The organism is Ruegeria sp. K7, from assembly GCF_056531785.1.
Genome location: NZ_JBQFMJ010000016.1, coordinates 49,666 through 69,586 on the forward strand (window position 1 = coordinate 49,666; position 19,921 = coordinate 69,586).

21 protein-coding genes are annotated in these 19,921 nt (G+C 59.2%); 10 read left to right on the forward strand and 11 right to left on the reverse strand.

Going from position 1 to position 19,921, the window contains the following annotated elements:
- Nucleotides 1–11: 11 nt before the first annotated feature.
- Together sseA and ACR0FE_RS20390 are read left to right on the forward strand one after the other, a co-directional pair.
- Nucleotides 12–866 (forward strand): 3-mercaptopyruvate sulfurtransferase, encoded by an 855-nt coding sequence (gene sseA / locus ACR0FE_RS20385; protein ID WP_170805792.1) that lies wholly within the window; start codon nt 12–14, stop codon nt 864–866.
- A complete protein-coding gene (locus tag ACR0FE_RS20390) occupies nt 866–2,050 on the forward strand; it encodes an amino acid aminotransferase (protein WP_480914912.1) in 1,185 nt (394 codons plus the stop codon). The genes sseA and ACR0FE_RS20390 overlap by 1 nt, the downstream gene beginning before the upstream one ends.
- A gap of 67 nt (nt 2,051–2,117) precedes the next feature.
- On the opposite strand, the gene ACR0FE_RS20395 is transcribed toward ACR0FE_RS20390, so the two are convergent.
- Together ACR0FE_RS20395 and ACR0FE_RS20400 are read right to left on the reverse strand one after the other, a co-directional pair.
- Nucleotides 2,118–3,443 carry an ammonium transporter gene (locus ACR0FE_RS20395; protein WP_170615601.1) on the reverse strand — a complete coding sequence of 442 codons (1,326 nt, stop codon included), beginning with the start codon at nt 3,441–3,443 and terminating at the stop codon, nt 2,118–2,120.
- Between the two features lie 34 nt (nt 3,444–3,477).
- Complete coding sequence (locus tag ACR0FE_RS20400; RefSeq protein WP_170615599.1) at nt 3,478–3,816, reverse strand: P-II family nitrogen regulator; 339 nt, start codon at nt 3,814–3,816, stop codon at nt 3,478–3,480.
- 258 nt (nt 3,817–4,074) lie between these two features.
- On the opposite strand from ACR0FE_RS20400, the gene ACR0FE_RS20405 reads away from it, so the two are divergent.
- Entirely contained in the window at nt 4,075–6,258 is a 2,184-nt protein-coding gene (locus tag ACR0FE_RS20405; protein ID WP_480914914.1) for a transglycosylase domain-containing protein, read from the forward strand.
- A gap of 52 nt (nt 6,259–6,310) precedes the next feature.
- Here ACR0FE_RS20405 and leuB read toward each other — a convergent pair whose 3' ends face one another.
- Nucleotides 6,311–7,414 (reverse strand): 3-isopropylmalate dehydrogenase, encoded by a 1,104-nt coding sequence (gene leuB / locus ACR0FE_RS20410; RefSeq protein ID WP_480914916.1) that lies wholly within the window; start codon nt 7,412–7,414, stop codon nt 6,311–6,313.
- A gap of 91 nt (nt 7,415–7,505) precedes the next feature.
- Between leuB and ACR0FE_RS20415 the strand changes: the two genes are divergently transcribed.
- Nucleotides 7,506–8,033: a redoxin domain-containing protein gene (locus tag ACR0FE_RS20415; RefSeq protein ID WP_480914918.1), complete on the forward strand. Its 528-nt coding sequence runs from the start codon at nt 7,506–7,508 to the stop codon at nt 8,031–8,033.
- A 4-nt stretch (nt 8,034–8,037) separates the two neighbouring features.
- Here the strand turns inward: ACR0FE_RS20415 and ACR0FE_RS20420 are convergent, their stop codons facing one another.
- Nucleotides 8,038–8,931, reverse strand: a complete 894-nt coding sequence (locus ACR0FE_RS20420) for a LysR family transcriptional regulator (protein WP_480914920.1) — start codon at nt 8,929–8,931, stop codon at nt 8,038–8,040.
- Nucleotides 8,932–9,014: 83 nt separating this feature from the next.
- Here ACR0FE_RS20420 and ACR0FE_RS20425 point away from each other — a divergent pair, with 83 nt between their 5' ends.
- Nucleotides 9,015–9,914, forward strand: a complete 900-nt coding sequence (locus tag ACR0FE_RS20425; protein WP_480914922.1) for a Rossmann-fold NAD(P)-binding domain-containing protein — start codon at nt 9,015–9,017, stop codon at nt 9,912–9,914.
- 12 nt (nt 9,915–9,926) lie between these two features.
- On the opposite strand, the gene ACR0FE_RS20430 is transcribed toward ACR0FE_RS20425, so the two are convergent.
- The 6 genes from ACR0FE_RS20430 to ACR0FE_RS20455 form a co-directional block, all read right to left on the reverse strand.
- Nucleotides 9,927–10,955 carry an endonuclease/exonuclease/phosphatase family protein gene (locus ACR0FE_RS20430; protein ID WP_480914923.1) on the reverse strand — a complete coding sequence of 343 codons (1,029 nt, stop codon included), beginning with the start codon at nt 10,953–10,955 and terminating at the stop codon, nt 9,927–9,929.
- Nucleotides 10,952–11,782: a hypothetical protein gene (locus tag ACR0FE_RS20435; protein WP_480914992.1), complete on the reverse strand. Its 831-nt coding sequence runs from the start codon at nt 11,780–11,782 to the stop codon at nt 10,952–10,954. The genes ACR0FE_RS20430 and ACR0FE_RS20435 overlap by 4 nt, the downstream gene beginning before the upstream one ends.
- Nucleotides 11,783–12,112: 330 nt before the next feature.
- Nucleotides 12,113–12,718, reverse strand: coding sequence for a 3-isopropylmalate dehydratase small subunit (gene leuD, locus ACR0FE_RS20440; RefSeq protein ID WP_480813679.1), 606 nt, complete (start codon nt 12,716–12,718; stop codon nt 12,113–12,115).
- Between the two features lie 42 nt (nt 12,719–12,760).
- Complete coding sequence (locus ACR0FE_RS20445; RefSeq protein ID WP_480914925.1) at nt 12,761–13,312, reverse strand: HdeD family acid-resistance protein; 552 nt, start codon at nt 13,310–13,312, stop codon at nt 12,761–12,763.
- A 38-nt stretch (nt 13,313–13,350) separates the two neighbouring features.
- Nucleotides 13,351–14,754 (reverse strand): 3-isopropylmalate dehydratase large subunit, encoded by a 1,404-nt coding sequence (leuC, locus tag ACR0FE_RS20450; RefSeq protein ID WP_170615578.1) that lies wholly within the window; start codon nt 14,752–14,754, stop codon nt 13,351–13,353.
- A 43-nt stretch (nt 14,755–14,797) separates the two neighbouring features.
- Nucleotides 14,798–14,893, reverse strand: a complete 96-nt coding sequence (locus tag ACR0FE_RS20455; RefSeq protein ID WP_480441683.1) for an isopropylmalate isomerase — start codon at nt 14,891–14,893, stop codon at nt 14,798–14,800.
- 114 nt (nt 14,894–15,007) lie between these two features.
- Between ACR0FE_RS20455 and ACR0FE_RS20460 the strand changes: the two genes are divergently transcribed.
- The 4 genes from ACR0FE_RS20460 (at nt 15,008) to ACR0FE_RS20475 (ending at nt 17,887) form a co-directional block, all read left to right on the forward strand.
- The gene (locus tag ACR0FE_RS20460) at nt 15,008–16,360 is read left to right on the forward strand and encodes a mechanosensitive ion channel family protein (protein ID WP_480914927.1); all 1,353 of its coding nucleotides are present in this window, start codon (nt 15,008–15,010) and stop codon (nt 16,358–16,360) included.
- 165 nt (nt 16,361–16,525) lie between these two features.
- The gene (gene rsfS / locus ACR0FE_RS20465) at nt 16,526–16,885 is read left to right on the forward strand and encodes a ribosome silencing factor (RefSeq protein ID WP_058276550.1); all 360 of its coding nucleotides are present in this window, start codon (nt 16,526–16,528) and stop codon (nt 16,883–16,885) included.
- A gap of 44 nt (nt 16,886–16,929) precedes the next feature.
- Nucleotides 16,930–17,400 (forward strand): 23S rRNA (pseudouridine(1915)-N(3))-methyltransferase RlmH, encoded by a 471-nt coding sequence (gene rlmH, locus ACR0FE_RS20470; protein WP_170615576.1) that lies wholly within the window; start codon nt 16,930–16,932, stop codon nt 17,398–17,400.
- Nucleotide 17,401: 1 nt separating this feature from the next.
- Nucleotides 17,402–17,887 carry a flavodoxin family protein gene (locus ACR0FE_RS20475; protein WP_170615574.1) on the forward strand — a complete coding sequence of 162 codons (486 nt, stop codon included), beginning with the start codon at nt 17,402–17,404 and terminating at the stop codon, nt 17,885–17,887.
- A 3-nt stretch (nt 17,888–17,890) separates the two neighbouring features.
- Here the strand turns inward: ACR0FE_RS20475 and ACR0FE_RS20480 are convergent, their stop codons facing one another.
- Nucleotides 17,891–18,238 (reverse strand): hypothetical protein, encoded by a 348-nt coding sequence (locus ACR0FE_RS20480; protein ID WP_170615572.1) that lies wholly within the window; start codon nt 18,236–18,238, stop codon nt 17,891–17,893.
- Between the two features lie 203 nt (nt 18,239–18,441).
- Here ACR0FE_RS20480 and ACR0FE_RS20485 point away from each other — a divergent pair, with 203 nt between their 5' ends.
- Nucleotides 18,442–19,881, forward strand: a complete 1,440-nt coding sequence (locus ACR0FE_RS20485; protein ID WP_480914930.1) for an FAD-linked oxidase C-terminal domain-containing protein — start codon at nt 18,442–18,444, stop codon at nt 19,879–19,881.
- The last annotated feature ends 40 nt before the right edge of the window (nt 19,882–19,921 follow it).

The following is a 19,921-nucleotide window of genomic DNA, read 5'->3' on the forward strand; positions in this document are numbered from 1 at the left end:
GGGAGGCATTGATGCAGGACGATCCGAAAACCCTCGTATCTACCGAATGGCTGGCCGCACATATCAAGGACCCGGATCTGCGGATTCTGGACGGGTCGTGGTATTTGCCTTCGCAAAACCGCGATGCCCGGGCTGAATATGACGCGGGTCACATTCCCGGGGCGCGGTTCTTCGATATCGACGAGATTTCAGACCACCGTTCGGACCTGCCGCACATGGCCCCTCCGGTCGAGAAATTCATGTCGCGCCTGCGGGCGATGGGCGTGGGTGATGGTCATCAGGTCGTCGTCTACGACGGGGCCGGTCTGATGTCCGCAGCCCGGGTCTGGTGGCTGTTCCGGCTTATGGGTCAGGAAAACATCGCCATTCTGGATGGGGGATTGCCGAAATGGAACGCGGAAGGGCGCGAGCTTGAGGATCTGCCGCCAGTCATCCGCGACCGCCACATGACAGTCCGGGTGCAGAACCATTTGGTTCGGGACGTCACGCAAGTGTCTGCGGCAGCGAAACTGGCAGATCACGAGATCATTGATGCCCGTTCTGCCGCCCGTTTCGCCGGAACTGAGGTCGAGCCGCGGGAAGGCCTGCGTTCCGGTCATATTCCGGGGTCGCGCAATGTCCCGTTTGGCCAGTTGTTGAACGCCAATGGCACAATGAAATCGCCTGAGGATTGCCGTGCCGTTTTCGAGGCTGCCGGCGTTGATCTGTCGAAACCGGCGATCACGTCCTGCGGATCTGGCGTTACCGCTGCAATCCTCAGCCTTGCGCTTGAACGCATGGGCAAGAAAGATCACTCGCTTTATGACGGCTCCTGGGCTGAATGGGGCGCCTTCCCGACCCTTCCCGTCGCAACCGGAGAGAACTGATGTTCGAATTCCTCAAGCCGCAGCCTGCGGATAAAATCCTGATGCTGATGCAGATGTACCGCGAGGACCCGCGTGATCAGAAGATTGATCTGGGCGTGGGCGTCTACAAAAATGCCGAGGGTGTGACGCCGGTGATGCGCTCGGTCAAGGCCGCCGAGCAGCGCATACTGGAAGAGCAGGAATCCAAAGCCTATACAGGGCTGGCCGGCGATCCGGCCTTTGCAGATGTGATGATCGGCCTGATCTTGGGCACGTCCGTACCGCGGGGAAACATTGCAGCTGTTGCGACCCCTGGCGGGACCGGTGCCTGCCGACAGGCGTTCGAATTGATCCGCATGGCCAACCCCTCGGCGCGCGTCTTCGTGTCGAACCCGACATGGCCGAACCACCTGTCCATTCTGAATTATCTGGGCATGGAGACGGTTCAGTATCGATATTTCGACGGCGATACCCGCGGCGTTGATTTCGACGGCATGATCGAGGATCTGAAAACCGCCAATGCGGGCGACGTCGTTCTGCTGCATGGTTGCTGCCACAACCCGACCGGCGCCAATCTGAACATGGTGCAGTGGCAGGACGTCGTAAACCTGATCAACGAGCGTGGTTTGGTGGCGATGATCGACATTGCTTACCAGGGGTTTGGCGACGGTCTGGAAGAAGACGCGCAGGCGGTCCGGTTGGTGGCGTCATCGGTCAAGGAATGCCTGATCGCGGCGTCCTGTTCCAAGAACTTCGGTGTCTATCGCGAGCGTACCGGCCTGTTGATGGCCGTCAGCGCGGACGCGGGGCAGACGGCTTTGAACCAAGCCACTCTGGCCTTCCTGAATCGCCAGAACTATTCCTTCCCGCCCGATCACGGTGCGCGGGTTGTGACGACCATCCTGATGGACGAAGCGCTGCGTGCTGAATGGCAGGCCGAACTGGAAGAAACCCGTTTGTCCATGCTGGGATTGCGCAAGCAACTGGCGGACGAGCTGCAACGCCTGAGCGGATCGGACCGGTTCGGTTTCATCGCTCAGCACCGCGGCATGTTCTCGCGCCTCGGCGCCTCGCCGGAACTGGTTGAAAAACTGCGGACCGACCATGGAATCTACATGGTTGGTGACAGCCGTCTGAATATCGCAGGACTGAATGCAACAACCGTGCCGATTCTGGCCAAGGCGATTGTCGACGTTGGAGCTTGAGTTCGCTTGCTTTGAATAAGAAAAACCCGGGCAGAACTGCCCGGGTTTTTTTGTTTTTTCTTAAGGTTTAGCCCTTGGAGAATTCCGGATAGGCTTCCATACCCAGCTCGCCCATGTCGAGCCCGTTGATCTCTTCTTCTTCGCCAACCCGCAGGCCGACCGTGGCCTTGAGAACCGAGAAGAGGACATAGCTGACCACGAAGACGAAGATGCCGATGGCGGCAAAGCCGATGATCTGGGTCACAAAGCTGGCGTCACTGTTGGTCCATGCCACGATGAACGTACCCCAGAAACCTGCGATCAGGTGAACCGGGATAGCGCCGACCACGTCGTCGATCTTCATGCGGTCCAGCATCGGGACGGTCAGGACGACGATGACGCCACCGATTGCGCCGATGATCAGCGCCTGGAACAGCGACGGGGCCAGCGGTTCGGCGGTGATCGACACCAGACCAGCCAGCGCGCCGTTCAGTACCATCGTCAGATCGACCTTGCCATACATCAGTTGCGTCAGGATCAGCGTGGCGACGGCACCCGCTGCAGCAGCCATGTTGGTGTTGGCAAAGATGCGGCTGATGTCGGCCATGTCTCCAATGGTGCCCATTGCCAGCTGCGAACCACCGTTGAAGCCGAACCAACCCAGCCAAAGGATGAACGTGCCCAAAGTGGCCAGCGCCAGGTTCGAACCGGGGATCGGAACAACCTTGCCGTCCTTGTTGTACTTGCCGATACGTGGGCCCAGCACGATGGCGCCTGCCAGCGCCGCGAAGCCACCTGCGGCATGGACCAGAGTCGAGCCAGCGAAGTCACTGAAGCCCATCTCGGACAGCCAGCCGCCGCCCCACTGCCAGGATGCTTCGATCGGGTAGATGATGCCGGTCAGCACGATTACAAAGGCGAAGAACGGCCACAGTTTGACACGTTCCGCCATGGTGCCCGAGACAATCGACGCAGTGGTGGCGCAGAACATCAGCTGGAAGAAGAAGTCCGAACCGACGGAGGCATAGGACAGGTCGGTTTCCACTCCGGCAAGACCGACGGGTTCTAGCGATGTGGGTGCGATCGCGCCCAGGAAGCCAGGGATCATCCAGCCATCACCCGGATACATCAGGTTGAAGCCGACCAGCCAGTACATGATGGCGGCAAACGAAAACAGGCCCATGTTCTTGATCAGCTGCATCGCCACGTTCTTGGAGCGCACCAGACCGGCCTCGAGCATGGCAAAGCCAGCGGCCATCCAGAACACCAGGAACCCGCCAACCAGAAACAGCAGCGAGGTCAGGATGTATTGCGTGTGCTGCGCGGTCTCGCCAGCGGCGGCCTCTTGCGCAAGGCCCATCTGCGGCAGCACGACAAGCGCGGCAGCAGGGATGAGAGATTTCATCAGGTTCATGTGACTTCCTCGAATGACTATGAGTGGGGACGCCTTACAGCGCCTCTTCGTTGGTTTCCCCGGTCCGCACGCGCAGGGCCTGCTCGACATCGAGGACGAAAACCTTGCCATCGCCGATCTTGCCGGTTTTGGCTGTTTTGGTGATGGTTTCGACGATCTGGTCGGTCATCGTGGCGGGAACCACGATTTCCAGTTTGATCTTGGGCACGAAGTTCACCGCGTACTCGGCGCCGCGATAGATTTCCGTGTGGCCCGACTGCGAACCAAAGCCCTTGATCTCGGTTACCATCATGCCGCGCACGCCCGCTTCGGTCAGTGCCTCGCGCACCTCCTCCAGCTTGAACGGCTTGATTGTCGCAATGATCAGTTTCACGTCTTTCCCCTCTGCTTCCCGGGCAGGCCGGTTTGTTTGCACCTGCAGAAAAAGAGCCTGAGCGGGCGTCATAGGAAACGGTCTGACAGCCCGGACGCGAGGGAAATCAGGGCAAAGTTGCACATTTTTTGCACAAAATTTCCGACATGTTTAAATTTTAAGCGAATCTGAGAGGGAAATTACCGGAATTTCACACCTCTACATGACCGCGTTGCCAAGGTAAGGTGACGCAAAAGCACAATCGGGCAGAGTTTGAGCATGACTGAGTCCAAGCGCCGAAAGCCGCCACTGGTCGCAGAAAAAAGGTATCCGTCGAAGGGCCGCAAGCCCACGGCGACCAAGCGGGCTGCAAAACCCGCTGGCAAGAAATCAAACGCCCGAAAGACGGCGATGCGCAGGACTGGGCGAAAGAAAACGCGTCGCACCGGCGGCGGTGGCGGCGGCGTGTTCCGTCGCATGTTCCGGTGGGTTTTCCGCCTGCTCTGGGGGCTGACGTGGCGTGTCGGCGCAATCGTCGGGCTGTTGCTGATGTTGGCCGTCGGCGTGGTCTATTCTACGCTTCCGGATGTTGATGCGCTGCTGGACGGTCGTGCGCGTGGTTCGGTCACGCTGCTGGATCGCAACGGCAAAGTCTTTGCCTGGCGCGGTGATCAGTTTGGCGGGGTGATAACGGCCAGCACTGTCTCGCCCCATCTCAAAAACGCCGTTGTGGCGACCGAGGACAAGCGGTTCTATCGCCATTTCGGTGTCAGCCCACGGGGTGTGGCCAGCGCGGTTCGCATCAATCTGAGTGAAGGGCGCGGTCCCTTGTCGGGCCACGGTGGGTCGACCATCACGCAGCAGACGGCCAAGCTGTTGTGTCTGGGTGTGCCTTATGTGCCAAGCGAATGGGAATCAGAGGCCGCATATGAAGCTGATTGCCGGCAGGGGTCACTCTGGCGCAAGGCCAAGGAAGCCATCTACGCGATGGCGATGGAGGTCAAATACTCCAAGGATGAGATTCTCACGATTTATCTGAACCGCGCTTTCCTTGGCGCCGGTGCGCGCGGGTTTGAGGCCGCAAGTCAGCGGTACTTCGGGATATCGGCGGCCGAGGTCAATCCGTCCCAGGCTGCGATGCTGGCCGGGTTGCTGGTCGCCCCGACGCGGTTTGCACCCACCAACGATCTCCAACGCTCGCAGGACCGGGCACGGCTTGTGGTCGGGTTGATGGAGGCGCAGGGCTACCTGACAGCCTCTCAGGCATCAGCAGCGCGAAATAACCCGGCAGAGCTTTCCGAAGCCGCCGCCGCGCGGGCAGGCGGGTACTTCGCCGACTGGGTCATGGCCAGCGGGCCCGAGTTCTTTACGCGCAATACGACCGAGGACGTGGTAATCCGCACCACCCTGGATCAGCGCCTGCAGAAATCGGCTGAAGAGGCGCTGCAGTACATTTTTCAGGAAAAAGTGCGCGAAGGGTCCAAGGCGCAAGCCGCGATCGTTGTGATGTCCGCTGATGGCGCCGTGCGCGCGATGGTCGGTGGTCGCAAGACCCGTGTATCGGGCGCGTTCAACCGGGCGACCCAGGCGCTGCGCCAGACCGGTTCCTCGTTCAAGCCCTTCGTTTATGCTACGGCGCTGGAACTGGGGTATTCCCCGTTGGATATCGTCGTGGACGAGCCCTACTGCATCGACATTCCCGGTTCCGGGCAATGGTGCCCCAAGAACTATACCAAGAAGTATTATGGCCGGGTCACGCTGGCGGATGCGCTTAAGAACTCCTTGAATATACCAGCAGTGAAAGTCGCCGAGATTTCCGGGCTGGAAAACGTTCGCACGGTTGCCAGCGGTTTCGGTATCGCCAGCGATCTTGCGCAGGGCCCCGCACTGGCGCTGGGCGCGTCGGAAAGCACGCTGATCGAGATGACGGGAGCATATGCCGGCATCCTGAACGGTGGCTCAGCGGTTGAACCGTACGGTCTGACGGAACTCAAGCTTCTGGGTGATGAAACGCCGGTGATGGTAACGACGACAGGGATTGGTGAACGTGTGATCCGCGATGACGCGGCCCGGCAACTGACCTGGATGATGGAGCGTGTCGTTTCCGAAGGCACCGGCCAACGCGCCAAGCTGCCGGGTTGGCAGGTGGCAGGCAAGACCGGCACGACTCAGGCAGCGCGTGACGCATGGTTCATTGGCTTTACGGCGGATTATGTTGCGGGTGTCTGGATGGGTTATGACGACAACACGCCGTTGTCCGGAGTGACAGGGGGCGGTCTGCCCGCAGAGATATGGAGGGAAACCATGCTGCGCGTGACCGAGGGGATGACGCCCACGCCATTGCCGATGATGCTGCCGGAGCAACCCAAGCAGGTGGCAAAACCCAGAAATCCCAAACGCAAACCCGGTGGTTTTGCCAAAGCGGTGGATAACTTGCTGAAGGATATTTTTGGCGGGAACTGACCCGCGCCAAATTAGGGGAAGGCGGCGACCTGCGCGCCGCCTTCGGTGTTTTTCAGACGCTGGCTTCCAGCGCGACCAGAATGGCGTCGCCCATTTCGGTGGTCGAGACCGGCTCGACCCCTTCTTCGGCCAGCAGATCGGCTGTGCGCACGCCGTCGGCCAGAACTTTCTCGATCGCGGCTTCAAGGCGGTCGGCCTCGGCGCCCTGATCAAAGCTGTAGCGCAGCGCCATGGCAAAGCTGAGGATACAGGCAATCGGGTTGGCTTTTCCCTGACCGGTGATGTCCGGGGCTGACCCATGCACGGGTTCATACATCGCCTTGGGGCGGCCATTCGCCATCGGCGCACCAAGGCTAGCCGACGGCAGCATCCCCAGCGAACCGGTCAGCATCGCGGCGCAATCGGACAGCACGTCGCCGAACAGGTTGTCGGTGACGATTACATCGAACTGCTTGGGTGCGCGAACCAACTGCATCGCACCGTTGTCGGCATACATATGGCTCAGTTCGACTTCGGGGTATTCCTGGCCGACGCGGGTCACGACCTCGCGCCACAGAATGCCCGATTCCATCACGTTGGCTTTCTCCATCGAGCACAGTTTCTTGTTCCGGCGCATGGCCAGCTCAAAGGCCGAACGTGCGGCGCGTTCGATTTCGGATTCGGTGTAGCGCTGGGTGTTGATGCCCACACGCTCGTTGCCTTCTTCGAAAATACCGCGCGGCTCGCCGAAGTAGACGCCCGAGGTCAGCTCGCGCACGATCATGATGTCGAGGCCTGCGACCACGTTCTTTTTCAGCGATGAGAAATCCGCCAGTGCGTCAAAGCATTGTGCCGGGCGCAGGTTGGAATACAGGTCCATCTCCTTGCGCAGGCGCAGCAGACCGCGTTCGGGTTTCAGGCTGAAGTCCAGATCATCGTATTTCGGACCACCCACGGCACCCAGAAGAACTGCGTCGACCTCCTGCGCCTTGGCCATAGTCTCATCCGACAGGGGCTTGCCGTGCGCATCATAGGCCGCGCCGCCGACCAGATCCTCGCTCACGTCAAAGTGAAGGCCGCGGTTTTCGCCGAACCAGTCGATGATTCTGCGCACTTCGGCCATAACTTCCGGGCCAATTCCGTCTCCGGGCAGGATGAGGAGCGAGGGGTTGGACATGAAGGGTCTCCTTGCGTTTTGTCGCAATGGCCCTAGCGTCTGCGCCGCATCGGGTCAATGAGACGAACCCGCCAAATCAGAAGGAAAACACATGTTGATACCGGGAAACGCCGTTCCTGAACTGAAAATCCAGACCGTGGGGCAGGGAACGTTCGATCTGGATGCCGACAAGGGCGAAAACGGGACACTGGTGATTCAGTATCGCGGTTTGCATTGCCCGATCTGTATCCGGCAGATGGGCGAGGTGGAAGCTGCGCTGGATGACTTCGCCGCGCTTGGTGTCGAAGTGATCATGTTGAGCACAGACACGGCCGAGCGGGCGGCTGAAACTGTTGGAAAAGCGGGCACCTCGCGGCTGAGGGTCGGGCACAGTCTGCCGCTGCCTGCGGCACGAGATGACTGGGGTTTGTATATGTCAAAAGGGCGCGAAGGCACCGCCGAGGCCGCATTTTTTGCCGAGCCCGGACATTTCTATATCGCCCCGGACCGGACGCTGTATTTCGCATGGCTGCAATCGACCCCATTTGGCCGGCCGTCGGTTTCGGACATGAAAGGCGGTATCAAATACGCGCTCGACAACAGCTATCCGCCGCGCGGTACCTACACAGGGGCGCTCTGATCGCTTACAGGCTGGCCCGCAAACCTTCGGCCAACAGGTCCCAGACCCTGCGAATGCGCGGTGTCTGTCGCATCGCCTGAGGGGCGGCCAGCCACACCGGCAATACCGGAATCTCCACGTCCAGCGGCAGAATCTCGACATCCGGATCCGCTTCAGCCACCTGCACCTGGCTGAAACCGATGCCGCAGCCGGCGCGGATCAATTCCCAATAGGCGCTTTGCAGATCGCATCTTGTGGCAAAGTTGTCCCGATTGGCGGGCCAACCCTTGTTGCGCATCTCGGTGATGATCTGTTCGTTGGCGTCAAATCCGACCAGATCATGCCGGAACAGGTCCTCGGGGTTTTGAGGGCGGCCGGCCCGATCCAGATACGAGCGGGCAGCACAGAAACAAAGCGGCACGTCCCCGAGATAACGGGATACAATGTCCACCTGTTCGGGCCTGTACATGCGCACGGCGATGTCTGCCTCGCGATACAGCAGGTTTTCGCTGGCGTCCGTGGCAACCAGCTCAAGCTGTATGGATGGCTCCTGTATGCGGATCTGGGCCAGAATTGGCGGCAGAAGGTGATGCGAGGCAAAGACCGAAGCCGTAATGCGGACCGACCCTTCCAATTGCGTCGATTGCCCGGCCGCAGTCAGATTGAAGGCGTTCATGGCAGCATGCATCTGCTGGGCCATCGGCAAAAGCTGAGCACCTGCATCGCTAAGGCGCAGGCCTCTTGCATGCCGCTCGAACAGGGATACACCCAAATCGGTTTCCAGGGTCTGGATCTGCCGCCCGAGTGTTGGCTGGCTGCGATTGAGCTGACGCGCCGCAGCCGAGAGAGAGCCGGTTTCCGCCACTGACAAAAAGCTTTGAATCAGCGACCAGTCTGAGTGGGTGAGGGATTTATCCATTCACTGATGAATACATGATCTGTTGTTTTCGGCAATTCCCCATGTGATGTGAATGGATATCTTGGCTCTGACAGGAGGAAGCCATGACAAATACCGTTCTCATACTGGGGTCCACAGGCCGGTTCGGCCGAAATGCAAAGGCAGCGTTTCAAGATGCGGGCTGGCAGGTCCGCACCTTCGACCGCAAAACTCAGAGTTTGCAGGCGGAAGCCCAAGGCGTGGATGTGATCGTCAACGCGTGGAACCCGCAATATCCGGATTGGGAAAGACAGGTTCCAAAACTGCACAAACAGGTGATTTCCGCCGCAACGGAAACAGGCGCCACAGTTGTCGTGCCCGGAAACGTCTATGTTTTTGACGCCAACGCGCCAGGGCCATGGTCTGCGGACACACCGCATGGGGCAACGAACCCCTTGGGTCGTATTCGGGCCGAGATGGAAGACGCTTACCGTTCTTCACCGGTTCGCACGATCATCCTGCGGGCAGGTGATTTCATAGATACCTGCGCCTCCGGAAACTGGTTCGATCAGGTTATTGCCAAGCCATTGCAAAGGGGTTGGATCACCTATCCGGGTGATCCGGACATTCCGCATTCCTGGGCCTATCTGCCAGATCTTGCAAGAACCGCGGTAGAGCTGGCAGAACGCAGGGCCAGCCTGCCCAGATTCTGCGATGTGTCCTTTGCGGGGTATACGCTGACCGGTTCGGAACTGGCGCAGGCACTGTCGCGTGTGACCGGAGCCCAAGTCCTTGTAAAGCCGATGCGGTGGTGGCCCATATATTTGGCCCGCCCGTTCTGGCGGCTGGCGCCGCATCTGATTGAGATGCGGTATCTTTGGAATGTGCCGCACAGTCTGGACGGAACTGCGCTGCGCGACTTGCTTGGGCGGATTCCGCAAACTGATCTGGATGTTGCATTGCGTAATGCATCGCCAGAGTTTGGTGTATCGCAGTCCCAGTCATCGCACGCAGTCGGCGCCTGACGGGCGCACGCCTCAGGGTGCAGTCAGGTCGACCCAGACCAACCTGTGCCTGCTGGCGCGTTCTGCAGTTTTGCGAAGGGCGGACTCTTCTGGCGGCCAGAACAATCCCGACCCCGCAACCGTCAGATCTGAGGAAGGCAAAACATAATCCACCCGCAGTTCGCCGACCCCTTTCCAGCGAACTGTGTTGGTGTCACCCTCACCATTGCGAGGGATCGGGTCCTGCAAGCGTGGATCGGCCAGCAGTTTCCGGATTTCGTCGCGATGACCCTCGCCACCTTCGGGGTCCAGATTGGCGTCCCCGGCAATGACAAACGGGGCGGTCGGTGCCGGTCCCAAATGCCCGTCCAGAAGCAGTGACCAGAACCGAAGCTCATCGCGGTTGCGCAATCCGTTGCGGTCTTCAGGGCCGTCGAAGACAGGTGGCGTGGCATGAAACGTGAAAAGGTTCAGTTTGCCGATCGGAGTGTCGACTGGCACGACCCAGTGACCGGTTGATGACAGGCGTTGCACGTCTTGCGCCTGAGCTGAGGGAAATGGCCTTTCTGCCTGCTGTGGCAGTTGCGCCCCTGGCAAATCGCGCCACAGCAGCGCAGAGAAATCCAGCGTCTCGGACTGAATGATCTTGTATCGCGACAAGACCGCAAGCCCGCCGTGCCCCGTGAAACGCCCCCAGCCTTGTGTATCGCCGGGCCCCTGCGTTTCGCCATCTCCATCCAGATCGAACTCCGTTTCCAGTCCGGAATTGGGCCGTACCGAATAACTATGGGTGTAGTCGAGGCCTTGGATGCGTAATTGTTCGGTGAACGCAGTCAGGGTCAGGCCGTCCAGATCCCAGTCGATACCTTGCAAAGCCACGATGTCGGGTCGAACCGCGCCCAGAACCTCGACCACTGCCTGAACCTGATCGTCACCCTGCAGTATGTCGCGCAGCAAAAGGCCCGGACCTTCCCGGCTGAGTTCTGTGTTGAAAGTCGCGACGCGTACCGTCTCTGCCTGCGCTGCCAAGGGCAGCAACAACAGGACAAGGGCGCGGATCATGCAGTCTGCGTTGACTCGGCTGTGGAGTATGCGCGGCGCTTTTCGACGATCAGCCCGGCAATGCGCAGGGTCGCCATCCCACGCATGATCATGCTGGCGGGCAGGAAGGCCCACGCACACATGGTCCAGATCAGCGTCTGCGGATTGCTGAGCGAGATGGGATTGGCAAAATCGGTCAATAGCTTGATCAGCGCGGGAATCAGGAACGGCAGAAGGATACCGATCGAGATATTCAGTCGGCCATCGCGCTGCAGGCGGGTGACGACGTCACCGCCCTTGGTCGGGTCGAACAGCGGCAGATTGGTCCAGACATTGAACGCGCCGTTTCCTGTCGGCCAGCCGCGCAGCTTCACGGCATAAGCAAAGCTTGCAATTGTCACCAGGGCCGCGACATAGGCCACACTGGCGGTTGCCCGTACCAGTTCGATCATCGACTGCCCGGCGTCAGCAGGAAGCATCAGAACGATCAGCCGAACCGGTGAATATGGAAAGTCAGCCACGTTGGCTACAGCGAGGCCCATGGAATAGATCGCGCGTGTCAGCTCGGTCGGGGCGTACATGTTTTTGCAGATCAGCGTCAGAAACGTGACCATCGACAGCAATCCGACAAAGCGCAGCCGGTTTACCGGCGGTGCATCACGGAATTCAATGAAACTGGGGAAGGCAGAGTTGTATTCTGCAAAGGTCAGGAAAAACGCGAGGATCGCGAGAAAGACGACAATCTCGGTTCCGTTCGTCGAAGATATCGGCAGATATAACGCAGGGGTAAGCACCATCAGTGCCACCAGTATTCCACGTATCGCCGCCCCGGTTGTGCGCGCAATCAATATTCCGAACCCTTTCAAACTGGACTGGTCAGTTCTTTGCCGACTTCATTCCAACTTGTGCCTGCCGAGTGAGTCATCGGCGGATGCCTGTTTTGATGCAAGATGAACAAAACAGGTCAATCAGCTCAAGCCAAGGGGCAGAAAACACGTGCTTTCAGGCAAAATGATGGCGCAACTGGTGCGGGATTGCATCATTTTCGACGCAAATCCGACGTGTATGTCAAATTGATACCTACATGTTGTGGGTCACGAGTTTTCAACCCCAAGAATGCGAGCGGGGCCGCCTTGGCGACCCCGTCAGGTTGAGTATCCCCAGATTCGTTTCCAGAATCAGACCCAGGGGCGGGACTGGCTGGCATGTTCCTCGAATCTGTCGATGTGATGGTCTTTTTCCATCGTCAGGCCGATATCGTCCAGGCCGTTCAGCAGGCAATGCTTGCGGTGCGGGTCAATTTCGAACTCGATGACAACGCCGTCCGAGGTGGTGATCTGCTGATCTTCCAGATGCACGGTCATGCGGGCGTTTTCGCCCTTGTGTGCATCTTCCATCAGGATCGCGTGATGCTCTGCCTCGACCACGATGGGCAGGATGCCGTTCTTGAAGCAGTTGTTGAAGAAGATGTCGGCAAAGCTGGTCGAGATCACGACCTTGATGCCGAAATCCCTGATCGCCCAGGGCGCATGTTCGCGCGACGAGCCGCAGCCGAAATTGTCACCGGCCACCAGAATTTCGGTGTTGCGGTAGGCGGGCTTGTTCAGGACGAAGTCTTCGTTCTCGCCGCCATGATCGTGATAACGCATCTCGTCAAACAGCACGACGCCAAGGCCGGACCGTTTGATCGTCTTCAGATGTACTTTCGGAATGATCATATCGGTGTCGATATTGATCAGCGGCATTGGGGCGGCCACCCCGTGGACTTTTTCAAACTTTTCCATGTTCACACTCCTGCGGGAGAGGGCCGCGCCCATGCCCCGCGTTTAAGCTTCTTTCGCTTGTGTCGTTTCGTTAGGTGCGCCTTTGACGAAGAGCGCCATGAAGACCAGACCGAACCCGTTGAACAGCATCTCGATGCCAAGCAGGATGCCCAGCAACCGCAGCAGAACCGTTGGTTCCGCAGCCGCATAAGACCAGATGATGCCTGCCAGGATGATCGACAAGATCCCCGAAATCAGGGTCGGCCAGAAAAATGACGTTCCGCGCATCTGAAATGAAAGGATGATTCGGGCAATCCCGCCTGCCATGAACAGGATCAGAACAACCGTTGCCAGCGTCAGCGTACCTTCCAGCGGGTTGTCCAGGAAGGACCAACCCAGGAACAACATCACGGCCCCCATGATGAAGGACAGGATTTTGTTACCCGTTCCTTCAACCGAAAACCCCCCGGCAACCTGCAGTACGCCGGAGATCAGCAACAGCACACCCGTAACCAGTGTGACGGCAATTGACGCCACATAAGGCGCGCCCAGCACAAAGACGCCGAACGCTATGGACAGCAGCCCCAGCAGGAGCCATTTGACCCAATCACTCATTTCAGTCTCTCCCTCAAATATCTAGATATGAGGGTAGCTTACATCAGTTCACGGACGTCTGTCAGCCGTCCTGTGATTGCCGCTGCGGCAGCCATTGCCGGGCTCAGCAGATGGGTGCGTCCGCCCCGGCCCTGACGACCCTCGAAATTGCGGTTCGAGGTCGCGGCACAGCGCTCGCCCGGCTGCAACTGATCGGGGTTCATCGCCAGACACATTGAGCATCCCGCCAGACGCCATTCGAAACCGGCCTCTTTGAAGATGTCTGCCAGACCTTCTTCCTCGGCCTGAGCACGGACCAGACCCGAGCCGGGCACGACCATCGCGCGCATGCCGTCCTTGATCTTCTTGCCTTTCAGGATCGCGGCGGCGGCCCGCAGATCTTCGATTCGGCCATTGGTGCACGAGCCGATGAAGACGGTGTCGATTTCCACATCGCTCAGTTTCTGACCGGCTGTCAGGCCCATGTACTCGATCGAACGACGTGCTGCATCGACCTTGCCGCCTTCAAAATCCTCGGGGTGGGGCACTGTTGCGGTGATCGGCAGAACGTCCTCGGGGCTGGTGCCCCAGGTCACGACCGGCGCGATGTCTTCGCCACGCAGGGTGACGACCTTGTCGAAATGCGCACCTTCATCGGTGTAGAGCGTCCTCCACCAGTCCATCGCGGCTTCCCACTGCGCGCCTTTCGGGGCGTGCGGGCGGCCTTTGACATATACAAAGGTGGTCTCATCAGGTGCGATCAGGCCTGCGCGGGCACCGCCTTCGATCGCCATGTTGCAGACGGTCATGCGGCCTTCCATCGACAGATCACGGATCGCTTCGCCGCAATATTCAATGACATAGCCGGTGCCGCCGGCGGTGCCGGTCTCACCGATCACGGCCAGGGTGATGTCTTTCGCGGTCACTCCTGGTTGCAGTTTGCCAGTGATTTCCACCTTCATGTTCTTGGATTTCTTCTGGATCAGCGTCTGCGTGGCCAGAACATGCTCGACCTCAGACGTGCCGATGCCGTGGGCCAAGGCGCCAAACGCGCCGTGGGTGGCGGTGTGGCTGTCGCCACAGACGACGGTCATTCCGGGCAGGGTCCAGCCCTGTTCCGGGCCAACGATGTGCACGATGCCCTGACGAACGTCATTCACCGGGTAGTAGTGAATGCCGAAATCCTTGGCGTTCTTGTCCAGCGCTTCGACCTGAATGCGCGATTCCGGGTTTTCGATCCCGTTTACGCGATCCGGCGTGGTGGGAACGTTGTGATCCGGCACGGCAATGGTCTTTTCTGGCGCGCGCACCTTGCGGCCCGCCATGCGCAGGCCTTCGAACGCCTGCGGGCTGGTGACTTCGTGCACCAGGTGGCGGTCGATATACAGCAGGCAGGTGCCATCATCGGCTTCGTGCGCGACATGGGCATCCCAGATCTTGTCATAGAGTGTCTTGGGGGACATCGGTCCTCTCCCGTAAGTAATGAGAAATAGCTGGCGAGTTGGCTCAGGCGGCCGATAGGCGCGCCAGGACCGTGCGGGCAGCCCCGTAGAACCGTTCACGCAGACGCGCGCGGTCTTCCAGATTCTGAAGTTGGGCCACATTGAGTCTCATGCGGTTCAGATATAACGGCCACTCACGTCAATCAAGGTTCAATACCGGTGCAGTTCGCGTGCGGGCTTGCATCGCCTCGCACAGATCGCCAATCTGGCGGGCATGAACCAGGATTTGCTACCGGAAACGCTGTCCGAGCTTTACGCGAACATGACGGCGGCTTTTTCAGAACAGCTTGAAAATCTGATCGAATTGATCGTCACGCCGGGCTGGAGGCAGTACCAACTCGTCATCATCCTGTTCGTGTGGTTGTTGGCGTTCCTGCTGAAACTGCTGACACAGAGCCGGTGGGAGGCCTGGGCCCGCGCGCGCTCCGGCTGGCCGAAATGGCGACTGCGCATTCTGGTCCAACTGATGCGGCGCCTGACGCTCGTATATTTCACGCTTCTGTCCTGGGGACTTTATTGGGGGATGCAGCAGGCGACATGGCCCTCGCGCAGTTACATCATCGGTGTTTTTGCCACATTGGGCCTGGCCTGGCTGGCCATCGCGCTGGTCTCGCGGCTGGTGCGGAACCGAACGCTGCGGCAGATATTCAAGTGGTCCATGTGGGTCTATGCAACGCTGATTGCCCTGGGGTTGACCGATGATGTGGCCGGGTTCCTGGACGGGGTGGCGATTTCCATCGGCGATCTGCATATCTCGGCGCTTGGGATCATCAAGGCTGTCCTGCTGATCGGCATCCTGCTGACGCTGGCCCGGCTTGGAACGCGCGCGGCCGAGCGCGGGCTGAAAAGCAACGAGGACATTACGCCCTCGATGCAGGTGTTGCTGGCCAAGGGCATTCAGGTGCTGCTTTACGGCGCGGTTTTCATGGCCGCGATCCGCACGCTTGGCTTCGACCTGACGGGGATCGCGCTGTTGTCCGGTGCGATCGGTGTCGGCATCGGTTTCGGGCTTCAGAAAGTGGTGTCGAACTTGATTTCCGGGATCATCATCCTGATGGACCGGTCGATCAAACCCGGCGATGTCATATCGCTGGGCGACACGTTCGGCTGGATCAATGCGCTGGGCGCGCGTTATGTTTCGGTCGTCACTCGAGATGGGCGCGAATATCTGATCCCGAATGAGGATCTGATCACCAATCAGGTGGTGAACTGGTCGCATTCTGACAAGTTCGTTCGGCTGGATCTGAAGTTCGGCACCAGCTATGGCGATGACCCACACAAGGTACGTGCCACGGCCATCCGGTCCGTTAAAACGGTGGCCCGGGTGCTGAGCGGCGGCTCGCACGAACCTGTCTGCCACATCACCGGTTTCGGCGACAGCAGCGTGGACTACGTGTTGCGGTTCTGGATCAGCGACCCGACCAAGGGGCTGACGAATATCCGGGGCAATGTCTACCTGGCGCTGTGGGACGCGTTCAAGGATGAGGGAATAACAATACCCTTCCCGCAGCGTGAGGTTCGCTTGCTTCCCGACGACGCAGACGCGCAACAACTCTCGAAAGAGTGAAAGGGCCAGGCGCCCTGAAATCGCCCATTCATTGAAATGTTGCATTCCCCTTGTTACCTTAATAGTACCCCAGCGCCGGGGTTTTGGCGGCGCGCAGCAAAGGAGGACTATGTCCTGTCTCTACATACACAGGCGGGTTTGCCCGCCGATGATGGTGCCAGCGTAATGGCCCACTCTCAGTCAATCAGCGACAAGCTGCTTGAACGCATCCTTTCCTCACTTTCCGATGACAAGGCCGAAGACGTCGTGCAGATCAACCTGCAGGGCAAATCGTCGGTTGCGGATCACATGGTGATTGCCTCGGGTCGGTCGACCCGTCAGGTCTCGGCCATGGCGGAAAAGCTGACGGATCGCATCAAGCAGGAATTCGGTTTCACCTCGAAGGTCGAAGGCAAGGATGCCGGCGACTGGGTGCTGATCGATACGGGCGACGTGATCGTCCATATCTTCCGTCCCGAAGTGCGTGAATTCTACCAGCTGGAAAAGATGTGGCTGCCTCAGGGCGGCAGCGCCTCGGCGAACTGAGGCGCCATCCCGGCCTGCATTAACTGGCCGGAGGCTAGAGAGACATGCGTATCAGCATAGTTGCGGTCGGGCGATTGCGCGCCGGACCGGAGAAGACCCTGCTTGACGATTATCTTACCCGATTTGACCGGACCGGCCGTGCGCTGGGCCTTGGTCCTGCGCGGGTGATCGAGGTTGAAGATAAGAAAAACGCCGGTATGGGCGCCGAGGGCGCGCTTCTGCGCAAGGCACTGCCCAAAGGGGCTGTAATCTGTACAATGGATGAGCGGGGACAGGTGTTGTCCTCTCCCGATTTTGCGCGGAAGCTGGGCAACTGGCGGGATACCGGGCGACAGGATCTGGCGCTGATCATTGGCGGGGCGGACGGAATAGATCCGGGTCTGCGCGCCGAGGCCGACTTTTCCATTTCCTTTGGGTCGATGGTCTGGCCTCACATGTTGGTCCGTGTGATGTTGGCCGAACAACTCTACCGGGCCGCAACTATTCTGTCGGGCGGCCCCTATCACCGGGTCTGACATGGCACAGCTTCTGATCATCTATCATTCACGCACCGGCGGTAGCCGCCAGATGGCCGAGGCTGCGGCAGAGGCGGGGCGGGCTGAGGCAGATGTGGTGTTGAAAACCGCCTGTCAGGCTGAGCCCGAGGACCTGCTGCGCGCCGATGGATACATCTTCTGCGGACCCGAGAATCTGGCGGCGATTTCGGGTCAGATGAAAGAATTCTTCGACCGCAGCTACTATCCGGTTTTGGGAAAAATCGAAGGCCGTCCGTATGCACAAATGATATGCGCCGGGTCAGATGGCCAAAATGCCGCCCGTCAGATCGCAAGGATCGCGACGGGATGGCGATTGAAAGAGGTGCAGCCCCCTTTGATTGTTTGCACCCATGCCCAGACGTCCGAGGCTATACTGGCCGAAAAGACCATCCCGGCCGACCAACTGGACAAATGCTCCGAAGTTGGGGCAGCCATGGCCGCCGGCCTCAGTCTGGGTGTGTTCTGATCGTCACTTCAACTGGACGATTGTCGTCTCGGCGTTCCAGCCGTCCACGCTGCAACGGGCCTGCACCTGAACCTGCGACGTGCCCGCCGGTATCGTGATGCCGCTCAGGGATCGCGTGAAAGGCTGCTCGGTCTCGTGTGGATGGTGCAGAACGCGAATACCAATCTGTTCGCCGTTCATGTTGAGAATACGCCAACCATCCGCGTAGTGATCCCAGCCGGTGTCAGGGTGACGGATGGTGACATCAAACCGCCACGTATCCCCGTTGCTGCTGGTCGAGACATTTTCGATCACGGGCGGGTCGGCGAGGGCTGGCGCAGCAAGGAGAAGGTTGAGAATCAGGTATCGCATGGTCCGAAGCTACGGTTTTGTAAGCGGATTGTTAATCACGTCTGTGTGTCTGTCTGACCGGTTGTCAGTGCAATGTGAAGAGCTGATCGGTGTGACCGTGCGTTTGGACGGTACTGATCATGTGGGGCCGAAGCGGCCACCAGATGAATGCTTGTCAGCCCTCCCTTTTGGTAATATTATTTTACCAAAAGGGAGGGTTCGCCATGGAAATGCCACTGCCTGATCCGGACGTGATTTCACGAAAGCACAGGATCACAATGCGCCTGCAACAGGTTTTGCCAAGCGATGCGATCATTCACGATCAGGCTGAAACCCGGGCCTATGAATGCGACGCCCTGACGGCATACAAGTGCCCTCCGATGCTGGTGGTTCTGCCATCTACCACGCAAGAGGTTTCGGAGGTTCTGCGTATTTGCCATCAGGAAGGCGTGCCGGTTGTGCCGCGTGGTGCGGGGACGTCTCTGGCCGGAGGCGCCCTGCCAACCGCCGACTGTGTCATTCTGGGCGTCGCCCGTATGAACGATGTGCTGGAGGTAGACTACGACAACCGCTTCATCCGGGTGCAGACGGGCCGAACGAACCTGAGTGTTACCGGTGCAGTCGAAGACAATGATTTCTTCTATGCCCCGGACCCCTCATCGCAACTGGCCTGCGCGATTGCCGGTAATATCGCAATGAATTCGGGTGGGGCGCATTGCCTGAAATATGGGGTGACGACCAACAACCTGCTGGGCGTGAAGATGGTAATGATGGACGGCAGCGTGGTCGAAATCGGCGGTGCGCATCTGGATGCAGGCGGACTGGACCTGCTTGGCGTCATCTGCGGCTCGGAAGGGCAATTGGGTGTCGTGACCGAGGCAACGCTGCGCATCCTGCGCAAACCGGAAGGCGCCCGGCCTGTTCTGATGGGTTTTGACGATAACGAAGTCGCCGGGCAGTGCGTGTCCGACATAATAAAGTCAGGCATTCTGCCGGTGGCAATCGAATTCATGGACCGTCTGTGCATTCAGGCCTGCGAGAACTTTGCCAAAGCCGGGTATCCGGATTGCGAAGCCCTGCTGATTGTCGAGGTCGAAGGATCCGAGGCAGAAATCGACAGCCAGTTGTCCAAGATCGTCGAGATCGCCAAACGTCACAACCCGGTCGAACTGCGCGAAAGCCAGTCCGCCGAGGAAAGCGCCCGAATTTGGCTGGGGCGCAAATCGGCCTTTGGCGCGATGGGGCAGATGAACGATTATATGTGTCTCGACGGCACGATCCCGGTTTCATCGCTTCCAAAAGTGCTGCGACGTATCGGCGAGATGAGTGAGGAATTCGGACTGCATGTCGGCAACGTGTTTCATGCAGGCGACGGCAATATGCACCCGCTGATCCTGTTCGATGCCAACAAACCGGGCGATCTTGAGAAATGCGAAGCGTTCGGTGCCGAAATACTGAAGCTGTGCGTCGATGTCGGCGGATGTCTGACCGGCGAACACGGGGTCGGCATCGAAAAGCGCGATCTGATGACACATCAATACGGGGCGCAGGATCTTGAAGCGCAGATGGCGGTCAAGGATGTGTTCGATCCGAACTGGCTGCTGAACCCGGCCAAGGTGTTTCCGCTGGATGTTTCGGCGACGCGCCGAATTGCTGCAGAGTAGGGGGCACTGCCCTCGTCGCGCGATCGCCCCGAGGATTTTG